Origin of the sequence: Catellatospora sp. NPDC049111 (genome assembly GCF_040648615.1) — a bacterium.
Classification (GTDB): Bacteria; Actinomycetota; Actinomycetes; order Mycobacteriales; family Micromonosporaceae; genus Catellatospora; species Catellatospora aurea.
In genome coordinates this window covers 18,899-31,161 of sequence record NZ_JBEZEB010000018.1, presented here as the reverse complement: position 1 = coordinate 31,161, position 12,263 = coordinate 18,899, and the positions used below count along the sequence as shown (strand labels likewise).

At 68.0% G+C, this 12,263-nt stretch carries 10 protein-coding genes and 1 pseudogene; 4 read left to right on the top strand and 7 right to left on the bottom strand.

Features of this window, described 5'->3' with window-relative positions; genetic code table 11:
- Nucleotides 1–126: 126 nt before the first annotated feature.
- Nucleotides 127–363 (bottom strand): hypothetical protein, encoded by a 237-nt coding sequence (locus tag AB0B66_RS23740; RefSeq protein WP_360533731.1) that lies wholly within the window; start codon nt 361–363, stop codon nt 127–129.
- Between the two features lie 183 nt (nt 364–546).
- Between AB0B66_RS23740 and AB0B66_RS23735 the strand changes: the two genes are divergently transcribed.
- Nucleotides 547–903, top strand: coding sequence for a hypothetical protein (locus AB0B66_RS23735; protein ID WP_360533728.1), 357 nt, complete (start codon nt 547–549; stop codon nt 901–903).
- A gap of 9 nt (nt 904–912) precedes the next feature.
- Here the strand turns inward: AB0B66_RS23735 and AB0B66_RS23730 are convergent, their stop codons facing one another.
- The 3 genes from AB0B66_RS23730 to AB0B66_RS23720 form a co-directional block, all read right to left on the bottom strand.
- Nucleotides 913–1,392 carry an integrase core domain-containing protein gene (locus tag AB0B66_RS23730; protein WP_360533725.1) on the bottom strand — a complete coding sequence of 160 codons (480 nt, stop codon included), beginning with the start codon at nt 1,390–1,392 and terminating at the stop codon, nt 913–915.
- A 66-nt stretch (nt 1,393–1,458) separates the two neighbouring features.
- The gene (locus AB0B66_RS23725; RefSeq protein ID WP_360533722.1) at nt 1,459–4,935 is read right to left on the bottom strand and encodes a hypothetical protein; all 3,477 of its coding nucleotides are present in this window, start codon (nt 4,933–4,935) and stop codon (nt 1,459–1,461) included.
- A gap of 50 nt (nt 4,936–4,985) precedes the next feature.
- A complete protein-coding gene (locus AB0B66_RS23720) occupies nt 4,986–5,417 on the bottom strand; it encodes a hypothetical protein (protein WP_360533719.1) in 432 nt (143 codons plus the stop codon).
- A gap of 827 nt (nt 5,418–6,244) precedes the next feature.
- Here AB0B66_RS23720 and AB0B66_RS23715 point away from each other — a divergent pair.
- Nucleotides 6,245–6,949 (top strand): annotated as a pseudogene (locus AB0B66_RS23715) (IS6 family transposase).
- 83 nt (nt 6,950–7,032) lie between these two features.
- On the opposite strand, the gene AB0B66_RS23710 reads toward AB0B66_RS23715, so the two are convergent.
- Both AB0B66_RS23710 and AB0B66_RS23705 read right to left on the bottom strand, forming a co-directional pair.
- On the bottom strand, nt 7,033–7,878 hold the full coding sequence (locus AB0B66_RS23710; RefSeq protein ID WP_360533716.1) for an NAD(P)-dependent oxidoreductase: 846 nt from the start codon (nt 7,876–7,878) through the stop codon (nt 7,033–7,035).
- Nucleotides 7,875–8,810 carry an SDR family NAD(P)-dependent oxidoreductase gene (locus AB0B66_RS23705; RefSeq protein WP_360533713.1) on the bottom strand — a complete coding sequence of 312 codons (936 nt, stop codon included), beginning with the start codon at nt 8,808–8,810 and terminating at the stop codon, nt 7,875–7,877. Before AB0B66_RS23705 ends, AB0B66_RS23710 begins: the two co-directional genes overlap by 4 nt.
- 135 nt (nt 8,811–8,945) lie before the next feature.
- Here AB0B66_RS23705 and AB0B66_RS23700 point away from each other — a divergent pair, with 135 nt between their 5' ends.
- Nucleotides 8,946–9,920, top strand: a complete 975-nt coding sequence (locus AB0B66_RS23700) for a helix-turn-helix domain-containing protein (protein WP_360533710.1) — start codon at nt 8,946–8,948, stop codon at nt 9,918–9,920.
- Between the two features lie 30 nt (nt 9,921–9,950).
- Here AB0B66_RS23700 and AB0B66_RS23695 read toward each other — a convergent pair whose 3' ends face one another.
- Nucleotides 9,951–10,523, bottom strand: coding sequence for a helix-turn-helix domain-containing protein (locus AB0B66_RS23695; RefSeq protein ID WP_360533707.1), 573 nt, complete (start codon nt 10,521–10,523; stop codon nt 9,951–9,953).
- A gap of 155 nt (nt 10,524–10,678) precedes the next feature.
- Here AB0B66_RS23695 and AB0B66_RS23690 point away from each other — a divergent pair, with 155 nt between their 5' ends.
- Complete coding sequence (locus tag AB0B66_RS23690) at nt 10,679–12,244, top strand: MFS transporter (protein ID WP_360533704.1); 1,566 nt, start codon at nt 10,679–10,681, stop codon at nt 12,242–12,244.
- The last annotated feature ends 19 nt before the right edge of the window (nt 12,245–12,263 follow it).

Below are 12,263 nucleotides of genomic sequence, written 5' to 3'. Positions count from 1 at the left end.
GACCCGGTGGCCGAGCTTGCGCAACTCGCCCTGGATCCGAACATAGCCCCAGGACGGGTTCCCGACCGCGAGCCGTCCGATCAGATCGGCGAGTCCGTCGTCGACGCGAGGTCGGCCACGATAGGTCTATTTCCTGGTGACCAGTCGGCGGTGCCAGTTGGGCACGGTCGCCGGGGTCACCAGCCACCAGGTCTGCAACTGTTTGGGTAGCAGCCGGATCAGCGCCGCGAGCACGGCACGATCGGCCCAGGACAAGCGGAGCTTCGGATTCTGCCTGCGCAGAAGCGCGACCTCATGGCGCAGGACGATCTCGGCGTTCTTCGTAGCGGTGGTCCGCGCGAGCAGCACGAGCCAGCCGAGCACCCAACAGAAGATCAAGTACAGCACGCGAGGCGAGGCAGCACACCATCATCCCCCGACCCGACCCGACCCGACCCGACCCGACCCGACCCGACCCGACCCGTCACGTCGCCGCTGGGCAACGCCACATTGTAATAATGAGCCCCTACAGGGTGAATGGGCGCGTCACCCGCCTACCGTGCGTAGGTGATCCTGCAGCTGACCGATTGTGATGAGACCGTCTCGCATGGCGCGATAGCCCTGTTCGACGAGGTCCGGGTCGACTCCGAGGGTACGCGCCTCGGCGCGCAGTGGGGCCAGGTCCATCTCGGTCCGCAGGAGCTGGTCAACCGCGGCGGCGTCCCGAGCCAGGGTGTCGGCGGCAGCCTCCTGCTGACCGCGGCGGAAGAGGAGGACCGCGGCTGCGGGACCGCCGACGAGGGCGGCGCCAGCCGCGAGGAAGTAGAGGATTGCCTTGGACATGATGAACCTTTCAGACTGCGGCCGGACCAGAATATCGGGCCAGGTTGTGCTGTGGGGTTCCAAAAACCGTCACGCGGCTGAGCTGGCCTTTCATGCGGCGCGTTCGTACTCGTTGATCAGCCCGCCGAGGACCGGCTGCCGCTTGATCCGCTCCAGCGTCAGGTCGATCACCGGTCGGTCGGAGCGCGGCGGCTGCAGTCGCAGTGACCGGTGCGGGCGGCGCCCGTTGTAGTGGCGGGCGTAGCGGTCCAGCGTCCGGCGCCGGTGCTGTTCGGCGACGATCAGCATCCGCACGGTTACCTCCGCTCGGACCGTGCCGACGAACCGCTCCGCAAAGGCGTTGGCCCTCCGCACATGGGCAGAACGGGAGATACAACAACCGCAGCGCCATAGATCACGATGATGCCCCACGTGACAGCACGGCACCATATCATCACAGGTCAACCCCCGTGACGCCTTTGCGGAACCCCACAGCTTGCCGATGAGCTCGATCTGGTGGGTCTTGCCGTCGACGAGCACGACCCACGGTCGCCGGCCGCGCGGGTCGGCGCGGTGGGCCTGGTCGAACATCGCGGCGATGACGGTGGCCGCGTCGTCGGTGTCCGAGGCCGAATTTACAGTCGGGCCAACGGCACCTCACCACTCGCGGTATTCCAGATAGTGGCGCTCATGGTTGATCTCCCGGCGGACAGCCGCGTCCGCTTCCTCGGCCAACGTATCGTAGAACCCCCGCTCCAGCGAGCCCTCGGCCAGCGTCGCCGCGACGGCTCGGCTCCGGTCGCGCTGCTCGACGTCCTTGGGAAACGGCGCACCGATTGGGCCTGCCCATCCGCCGCTCCAGACCGAACGATGAAGGCCGATCCAGATGTCCCGGCGGCAGCCGTCACCGTGTCCTTCTGCGGCGCGAAGGGCACGGGCGACGAAATCCGGGTATTCCCAGACAAAAGTTCGTTGCGCATGGGCCAGAACCACGCCGACTGTCCTGACGTACTGCACCTTGCCCGTCTCCATGGCACGGTTTAGCATGTTGCGGACGTCGTCGCCGAACGTCACCGCCACCGCCGCGAAGAGCGCAGCAGGATCGTGGATGCTGGGATCGTCGATATTGTCGGCGACCCACTCCAATACGTCCCACAGGAAGTCGCCGAAGCGCGCGTTACCGCGGAACCGGAGATTCTCCTGCCACTGGTCGGGCAAGGCGCGATAGCCAGCGGTTCGCGGTTCCGCCCACGCCGTCGCTCGGTCCTTCAGCAGTCGCAGGACTGCTTCCGGGTGCACTTCCGACAGACCGGCCAGGAATGTTTGGACCTCGTACTCTTCGATCGTGGCGAGTCCAGCTATCCCGGCAAGCAATCGTTCACGGTCCGCGTCGTCGACTTCGTCGAACGACAGATAGCCGTGCTTGCCGAATGCGGCGAGCACCTCCTTGACCACCGGCGCGGAGTCATCGAAGGTGACCGACAGGACCAGTTCCGCGGCACCGCCCCGGTCGTACTCGCCGATCCACCGCACCGCCTGCAGCGCCAGGAAGCGGGTCGTCTCGTCCTCATGGCGCAGCAACTGGCGGAGTATTCCTCTCTCCCGGAAGTCTACGGGCCTCTGGCCGCCGCGATAGCGGCTCAAACCGTTCGCGGTCAGTCGCGTCAGGGCGAGGTCATCGTGGCGAAGTAGTGTGCTCACCGCTTCCCATCCGGCGTCGGCGTCGCTTTGCACGAGCTCCTGCGCGGCGACCGGGAGCAACTTTGCCAACGCGCTTTCCGGTTCACGAATCACCGATGCTACGAGAGCATGCGTGAGCGAGGGTCGGTTCCGCAATAGGGCACGAGCGAACGGCTCGGGGTTCGCTGGCCGACCGGTCAACGCGGCATCCTGCTCCGCCTGCATGCGGCGGGTGAGCTCGTCGAGCTCGGTGCCCTCCGACCACCTCGCCAAGGCCAGGCGAGCGAGAGAATTTAGCTTCTCGTCCTGTACTTGCAGCCTGTTGTGGACGTCGTCTGCGTCGTCCAGCAGGTCGGCCCAGCCATCGTGCAGGGCAATCGCGATCTCGTCGTCGATGGTTTCTGGGAGCGCGTCCAGCACGGCTCGGGCTGCTGGCTTCGTGGCGCCGGGCGCATGGCGCGCGTGCCACTTCAGGCTCTGCCGGACGACGATCGCGACAACTGGGTCGATCGGTCCAATGGCGATCAGATCACGGAGCCGGCCGAGCGTTTCCAGGAAGTCAGGGGTCCAATCGTCCCGTCGCTCTACCGAAACGGTGTGTCCGTAGTACCCGTGGGGGTACCGCAGGACCTTCTCCAAGGTCTCCGCAGCGCGGGCGGCTTCCCAACGGTCCGGAGACCCCAGCTGGTCTAGCACGAGGTCGACAACCTCCCGGCGGAGCGGTGATACCGCCACTCGGTCTACTTGGAACTGTTTCAGGATGAGGCGGACACCGTCGGACTCCTCCTCGGTGACCTCCGTCGCCAGCAGGGGGTGAAGAAAATCCAACGGCGAAACAGCGGGCCGACCACCCCTGTTCGCAGCAATCCACCCCTTCACCGACTCGACCATCCGAGTGTTGATCGCCAGCGGCTTCCCCAACTTGAACGCGGCGAGATCCAGGAGGACCTGGACGGGATGATCCGGCTGGCGCTGGTCCGTTCGCCCGTCCTGCCCAACCAGCTTCCAGAGCAGATCGACCGAGGCGGAGAATTGGTCCGGGCCCAGCGCCGCTTTCCCCAGTACGGGCGGCAGCGCGGCCCTGATCTCCTCCGGGAACTGCGGATCACCATCGGGTCCGGAGTTCTCAGACGCGAGCTGGCAGATACGCAGCAACGCCGCGGGCCGATAGAAGACTACCCGTCGCATCCGCCGCAGTAGGGCCAACCGCTCCTCGGAATCCGCCGCGTCGAACCGCATGACCAAGGCGTCCCACAGCGCTTCCACCAGAGAGGGCCGCGACTCCGATGCCGAGTAGCGGACGTTCCAGTCCACCCGGCTGGAGTTGAGCACCAGATGAAGTAGAGCCTCGCCATCGACCAACCGCAGGATCCGCTCGAGATAGCCGGTGCCAACTCCCGAGCGAATGTCGACGATGGCGTCGGCAAGAAGGGTGTCGCCCAGTAGGTCCGGCACGATCCGCACCGCGTCCTCCCGGCGCAGCAGAACTCCGGCGTACTCCAACTCGCGCAGCTGGGCCAGGACCTGATCGAACGCCCGACCGGTCAGTGCCTCAGCAGCCGTACGGAACTCCGGCTCGTTCAGTCGAAATGGCTGCAGGGCCGCAACGGCATACAACACCTCGCGCCGAAGGCCGGGATCAGCGACCGATGCATCGGAGCTGAGCGCCTTTGCGAAGGTCGCCATCACCTCATCCCGTAGAAGGTCATCGTTCCCCACTCGGTTGGCGTCGAGCAAGCCCAGCCGGATGAGTCCCCCGCCCACCACGATGATCAACGGGCAGTCACGGCCGATCGCCGCGAGCCTGCGCGCCACGTCCTCGTCGCACCCTTCCCCTAGCACCGCGCCAGCTAGAACGGTCGCATCCGTGAAGGACAGATCCTCCAGCCGCCAGTGCGGCACGTCAGTCCGGTGAAGTCCCGCACCGCGCAGATCCAACAGCAAGTGATCCACACCGTAGGGCCGCGTCGCCAGCAGGATCCTTGCCGTCGGCCGCGCCCGACGAATGCCGACGACCATCGCGGCGACGCCCGGCGACTCATGCGCGTCGTCCACGATGACCAGAAGGCGATCATCGGCGGGCAGCACCTCGACGTCCTCCGGCAACACGGAAACCGTGCGATCGAGAAAGCGCACTACGTAACCATGCTCCCGCGCCGCGGCATCGGCGAAGGCACGCAGCAGACGCGACTTTCCGATCCCGCCCCGGCCGTCGAGCAGCGCGACGCTCGGCCCATTCCCAGCCAGCCACTCCACCAGGCCGAGCAGTTCCGGCCTACGGCCAACCAACATCCAGTCGTGGGAGTACAGGCCGGTGCCGCTTTGCAGGACGAAGAATCGGTCAGTCTCGAGCCAGATACCGGGACGACCGCTGCCCGGCATGATCACCGTGGTCGTAATGATCCCGGTGTTGTCGCCGCCGACCGCGACCGCTCCGGGACCGGACGCCTCCACGCGGAAAGCCTGCGGCGCGCCAGGAGCCGCGTTCCCGCCTCGCCGGAAGATCACGGTTGCCGTCCGGCGTCCGGTGCGGTGACGCGAGTGCTGATCGGCGCGGTATTGTCACCGCCGACAGCAACCGAACCCGTCCCGCTGGCGTCAACGCCGGCGCCTTCGCCAGGCGGCGGGGACAACAAGGCTGCCATGCCCGACACATCGGTGCGGATCTCGGCATCGCTACCTCCCCCGACACTCACGGCGCCGACTCCGCGCGCTGCCACCGCTGGGACGGCACGACCGTCCGCCCGGGTCTGCCGCCACGTCAACCAGCCAAGAACCAATCCGCCGGCCCCCATCGCCATAGACACACACATGCCGACGATCGAGACCCACTTCTCCGCTCGGTCGAGTCCCTCGCCGAGCAGGAACCATCCCGCGCCGATCCCTCCAACGACGACAAGGATCGCCGCGACACCCACCTTGGAACCGAGCCTCATTCCCTCATGATGACTGATGGCTACTCGGTGCAGGTGCTGGCGGCACCCGGCGCGCCGCCGTTGACGAACGGACCTAGACAGAGCTAACGCGCGAGCCTGTGGAGTTCCAAACCGTCGTCACGACTGTTGACCTGCGATGATTCGCTGCAGCACGACCCCGTCATATCCCATCCCCACGTGGGCGGCACATCCGTCGATTGACGACCCTGTCCCGCTACCCGGACTTGCCGTGCCTGGTCGTACCGCCGACGATCAGCGCCGGACCGTTCCGCCGCGGAAAGCCGCATCGGCAACATCCGGAAGAGTCAACGCATCGCCAACTTGATCTTGTGCTCCCGTGATGCTCCCACGGTAACCAGCACCCAAGCACTAGCCGCTTACCACGGACCCTGAGAACATCGCTCACCTGCGGGTTTTCACTTCGGATCCGGCTTCCGTTGACGGTGGCGTCCAGCCCCCCAGTCAAGTGCGCTACCAAGCTGCGCTACAGCCCGTTGCCGAGATGATCTCTCACCGCGGCAGCCCGTACAGCGTAGCGCACTCTTGCCGGGGCTGCGCACACGGCCCCCGTGTCCGTTTCACGCCAATTCCCCTGGGCGATTAAGCCAGCTTTGTCTAGACCATCCTAGGAACCTGCCTAACCGGCGCCACCAGAAGGGCGCCGACTCCGGCCGTAGCGCCGGAAGCGCACTTTCCCCGAGTACAACGGCCGACAGGCCCACAAACCATGATCAGCGTCGTTCGGCGCTCCTCAGCGCTGTTCGGGGCTCTGTTGCGTTGGCTATTGGCAAGATCTGACGCAAGCTTGAGCGGTGAAGTCTTCGACCATGAATCGGCAGTGGCTGCCTCCGAAGTCGACGTTCGCCGGGTTCCGGTTTCCACCGGAGGTGATCATGGTCGCGGTGCGGTGGTACCTGCGCTACAACCTGTCCTACCGCGATGTTGAGGAGTTGCTGGTCGAGCGTGGGGTTGAGGTCGATCACGTCACGGTCTACCGGTGAGTGCAGCGGTTCACCCCACTGCTGGCTGACGCTGCGCGGCTCTGCCGGCACTCGCCGGGCAACAGGTGGTTCGTTGACGAGACCTATGTCAAGGTCAACGGGGTGTGGCGGTACGTGTACCGGGCGATCGACCAGTACGGGCAGGTCATCGACGTGCTCGTCTCGGCCCGCCGCGACGCCGACGCGGCCCGGCGGTTCTTCCGTCGGGCGCTGTCGACGTTGAAGGTGACACCGGGCGAGGTGGTCACCGACGCCGCCCCGGTCTACCCCGGCGTGCTCGATGACCTGATCCCGTCTGCATGGCATCACGTTGAGCAGTACGCCAACAATCCGATCGAGGCCGATCACAGCCGCCTCAAACACCGGTTGAGGTCGATGCGGGGGTTACGAACGGAGAAGACGGCCCAGATCATCATCGCCGGGCACGCATTCATGCAGAACCTGCGCCGCGGACACTACGAACTCGCGATCAACTTCCCACCCGCCCGGCGGGTCGCCGCTGCATTCGCCGAACTCGCCACGGCGATCTGACCACGGACCTGACACCGGTTCACCGTGGCCGCCGATCCCGCAATGCAACGGCGCCTCGCCGACGCGGGCGCCCGGCGGTCCGATCAGCTGACCGGCTGAGTGCGACCGGCGACGATGGTGACAGCCTCAATCAGGCTGTCTGCACCGGCTAGGCCCTGGTCGCGCAGCTCGCTCGGGTCGATCCCGCGCGCCCGGACTGCGTCGGCGAAATGTTCGATGTCCTTGCGCATCAGCGACTGCAGGTGCGGTGCCAGATCCGGGGTGATCTCGACGTTCAGGGCGCCCAGTATGAAGCTGGCGCCGCTGCTGGCCGACAGTGCCGTGATGAGCGCCGGTACGTCCAGGTCGAGGTGCTGGGCGATGCGCAGCATGTTGGCAGCGTTCTTGAGGTTGCTCATTGTCATGGAGTTGTTCAGCAGTTTGGTGAGCTGGCCGGTGCCGACCGGGCCCAAGTGCACCACCAGCCGGGAGAACGTGTCGAAGATCGGCTGACAACGATCGTGGGCGGACCGCTCGCCGCCCACGAACGTGGTCAGCGTCCGGGCGCGGGCACCAGGGCCGCCCCCGCTGACCGGCGCGTCCAGGTACGCCACGCCGTGCGCGGCGAAGCGCTCCCCGAACGCCACGTTCCGGGTGGGGTCGCCGGTGCCGTGGTTGACCACCACGCTGCCGGGCCGCATCGCTTCCAGGAGCCGACGATGATCCAGCAGGTCGAGGATGTCGTCGTCGTCGCGCATACAAAGCAGCAGGACATCGACCGCGCGGGCCAGCTCAGCCACGCTCCCCGCGACGGTGTACGGCGTCCCCTCGATCGCTCGCAGTGATTCCGGACGACGGGCCCAGACGTGCAGGTCGTATCCGCTTTCACCGACCGCGCGAGCCATCGGCGCGCCCTGGTCGCCGAGCCCAATGAAACCGACCCTGGTCATCGGGCGCCCGCCCCGGCCGCGATCAGGTCCGACGCGACGGTCCAGAGCCGCTGGGCGTTGCCCGGGTCGACGGCGTACGCCGCGACGCCGGCGTAGTCGGCCGGGCGTTCGGTGACCACCGCGGCCTCGGCGCAGTCCTCGAAGTACCGGCCACCCACGCCCTCTAGCAGCGGGGACGCGGCGAGCAGCACCGATGTCGCCGCGCCCTGCTGCGCGGTCTTGTGCATCTCCTTCGGGGACTTCAGGCCGCCGGTGTGTTTCTGCAAGCCGGTCGCGATGGCCCCCGGGTTCAGCGCGTTGGACCAGATGCCCTGGCTGGACCAGCGGCGGGTCACCTCCACGGCGAGCAGCGCCTCGGCGCTCTTGGACTGCCCGTACGCCAGGAGCGGGTCGTAGGGGCGGAAAGCGAAGTGCAGGTCGTCGAAGATCACCGGTGAGAAGAGGTTGCCGCTGGAGCTGACCGAGACCACCCGGGCGCCGTCGGCCGCAGCGAGCGCGTCATGCAGCCCGACTGTAAGTGCGAAGTGCCCCATGAAGTTGGTGGCGAACTGCATCTCCCAGCCCTCGGCAGTGCGCTCCAACTCGGGCAGCGCCATGATCCCGGCGTTGTTGACCAGCATGTGCAACGGCTGATCCCAGCCGGCGACGAACCTGCGTACCGAATCCTGGTCGGCCAGGTCCAGCTCGCGGGCGGTGACCCGGTCAGCGCCGATGCTGGTCGCGATGTCCGCGGCCGCCTGCTGCCCGGCGCTGACCCGGCGTACCGCGAGCACCACCTCGGCGCCGGCGCGGGCCAGCGCGCGGGCGGTCTCGACGCCGATGCCGCCGGCGCCGCCGGTGACGACGGCTCGCTGACCGGTCAGGTCGACTCCGGCGATGACTTCGTCGGCGGTTGAGTCGAATCCGAACGGGGTCTTGATCCGCTCTGTCATGATTAGGTTCCCATCTGTGTCGATCACTCTTACGAAAGACACTGTCACCCCTCCGGCCGCGGGTAGCCGGGTTCCTGGTTTTCCTGGTAGTGCGAGGACCAGGCTGGGCCGGGTGGGGGCCGATACGATGGGCGGATGGGCAAGGCCGGTTCTCTCGGGGAGTACCTGCGTGCCCGGCGCGAGCTGATCCTTCCGGGTGAGGTCGGGCTGCCGGCACACGGGCGGCGCCGGGTGCCTGGCCTGCGGCGGGAGGAGCTGGCCCTGCTGGCCGGTATCAGCGCCGACTACTACTTGCGGCTGGAGCAGGGCCGCGACCGGCATCCGTCGGCGCAGGTGCTTGACGCGTTGGCCCGTGCGCTGCGGCTGGACCTGGAGGCTGCGGCACATCTGCGCCGGCTGGCCCGACCGGGGCCGGCCGGGCGGCGTCGCCCGGAGCGGGTGCCGGTGGGCATCCGGCAGCTGGCCGGCTCGTGGACCGACACGCCCGCGTTCGTGCACGGCCGCCTCTTGGATGTACTGTTCGCCAATTCGATGGCGACCGTGCTGGCGCCGATCTACGCGGTCGGGGTGAATCTGCTCCGAGCGGTCTTCCTGGACTCGAGTGTGCCGGCGCTGTATCCGGCTTCCGAGGCGCTGGCCGCGGATGCGGTGGCTGGCCTGCGCTCTCGAATCGGCGCCGAGCTGGACGGGCCGGAGCTCACCGAGCTGGTCGAGGAGCTGTCTGCCGGCAGCGAACTGTTCCGGCGCCTCTGGGCTCGGCATGACGTCGCCGCCCGCACGGGCGGTGGGGTCCGGCTGTTCCCCGGTGGTTTCCGCACCAACTGGGCCGGTTGCGCCGCCAAGACCGCCGCGCCGGTCGGCGAGGACTACCAGCCGTCGGTGGGCGCCATGCTGGAGTTCTTCGAGCAGTACGCGGGCCACGAGCCCGGCGACCCTGCCCGCGCCGCGCAGGTGCTGGTCGACCTCGCCGAGACCGAGGATCCGCCGCTGCGGCTGCTGCTCGGTTCCGACGCCCTGCAACTGGCCCGACAGGAGGAGCAGTCCCGCCACGACGAGACCGAGCAGTGGGCAGACGTCACCGTCTCCACCGACTACCCGGCAGGGCAGTAGCGGTACACGGATCGCCGGCCGGCCTTCGCGTCAGGAGGCTGCCGGTGTGACACCCAGCCCGTCCAGCGCGACCGCGAGCACGTGGTCGCGCTGGGCCGCGTCGGCGAACTCCACCGAGGCGATGCCGCTGACCATGCGCATCACGTCGTCGATGGTCACGTCGGGCCGCACGCGGCCCTGTTCCTGCGCTCTGGCCAGCAGGGGCCCGCCGGCCGCATAGAGCGCGCCGCGGCAGCCCTTGAACATCTCCGATTCGCGGTTGAGTTCGTTGATCAGGGTGCGCTTGGCGCCGATGTAGCCCACGAAGCGGCGCAGCCAGGCGGTGAGCGCCTGCCCGGGATCGAGGTCGGCGACGTCGTCGGCGGCCGTGCAGATGTCCTCGACCTCGGCGAAGTAGACGTTCTCGATCAGCTGCTCCCGGGTGGGGAAGTGCCGGTAGAGGGTGGCGATCCCGACGCCGGCGCGCCGGGCGATCTCCTCCAGCGAGACACCCGCGCCGAGTTCGGCGTAGGCCGAGCGGGCCGCGGCGAGGATCGCGTCGAAGTTGCGTCCGGCATCGGCGCGGTGGGGTCGGCGCGGCCGGAGGTGTTCCAGGTCTGTCACCTGTGCCACTCTCCCTGAGCTTGTAACCGGAGGCTACCTATCACTAGACTGATAGTGCACCTCTCAGATATTCGGAGGGCAACTCTCAGTATACGTGCCGGCCGGTACCGCGACCCAAGGTCGCCAGGCGCCTCCGGCAGATGAGGAACGCACCGATGCCAAGCTCCCCCCGCCGCTCCGGCGCCACGCTCACCTTCGTCCTGCTCGCGCTGGCCGCCGTGTCGCTGTCACTGCTGCAGTCGCTGGTCAGCCCCGTACTGCCTGTCATCCAGCACGATCTCGACACGACCCAGTCCGCCATGTCCTGGACGCTGATCGCCTGGCTGCTGTCCGCCGCCGTGTCCACGCCCATCCTCGGCCGCCTCGGCGACATGATCGGCAAGCAGCACAGCCTCGTCGTCGTGCTGTCGGCGATCGTCGTCGGCAACGTCGTCGCCGCACTCGCCCCGAACATCGGCGTACTCGTCGCCGGCCGGGTCATCCAGGGCCTCGGCGGCGCCGTGTTCCCGCTGTCGTTCGGCATCATCCGCGACGAGTTCGCACCCCGGCGCGTGCCCTCGGCCATCGGCGCGCTCTCCGGCGTCATCGCGGTCGGCAGCGGCCTGGGCACCGTGCTGGCCGGCCCCATCACCGAGACGCTCGGCTGGCGCTGGCTGTTTTGGATCCCCGCCGCCGTCGTAGCCGCGACCGCCGTCCTGTGCAAGCTGTTCATCCCCGAGTCCCCCATCCGCACCGGAGGCAGGATCAACCTCCTCTCGGCGACCCTGCTGACCACCTGGCTGGTCGCACTGCTGCTGCCGGTCAGCCTCGGCCGGACCTGGGGCTGGGACTCCCCCGCCACCATCGCACTGTTCGCCCTGGCCGTGCTGAGCTTCACCCTCTGGGCGATCGCCGAGACCCGCAGCACCAACCCGCTGATCGACATGCGCATGATGCGCCAGCCCCTGATGCTGACCGCCAACACCGTCGGGCTGCTATTCGGCGCCTCGATGCTCGCCGCGTTCACCTTCCTGCCCCAGTTCCTCGAGACACCGTCCACCGCCGGGTACGGCTTCGGCGCCTCGGTCACCGCCGCCGGCCTGCTGATCCTGCCCATGCTGGTGACCATGGCCATCGGCGGGCTGATCAGCGGCCCCATCCACCACGTCGTCGGGTTCAAGGCACAGGTCGCCACCGGCTCCGCACTCATCGCCGCCGCCTGCGCCGGCTTCGGCCTGCTCAACACCGCCCCATGGCAGCTCGCCACCGGCGGCGCCGTGTTCGGCCTCGGCCTCGGCATCGCCTACGCCGCCATCACCAGCCTCATCGTCCAGGGCGCCAACCCCGCCCAGACCGGCATCGCCACCGGCATGAACACCAACATCCGCACCATCGGCGGCTCGATCGGCATCGCCGTCGTCACCGCGATCGTCACCTCGGACCTGCAGCCCAGCGGCCTGCCCGCCAAGAGCGGATACACCACCGGCTTCCTGCTCGTGGCCGCCGTCGCCGCCGCGGCGGGCGTCGTGGCGCTCCTGGTCCCGACGGCCCGGCCCACGACCCCCGAGACACACGAGGTCCCCGCATCCCGGCACGCAGCCGGCGCGGAGTCACCCGGGCACAGCGAGCAGCAGACTTCGCACGGCGTGACAGCCCACCGCGACACGTCGCACATGCTGATCTTCGCTGAAGGACCCGACTCCCGCACCCAACCGGCCGGGCGACACCGGTCAGCCGCGTGACCGCGACGCTCGCCGAGGC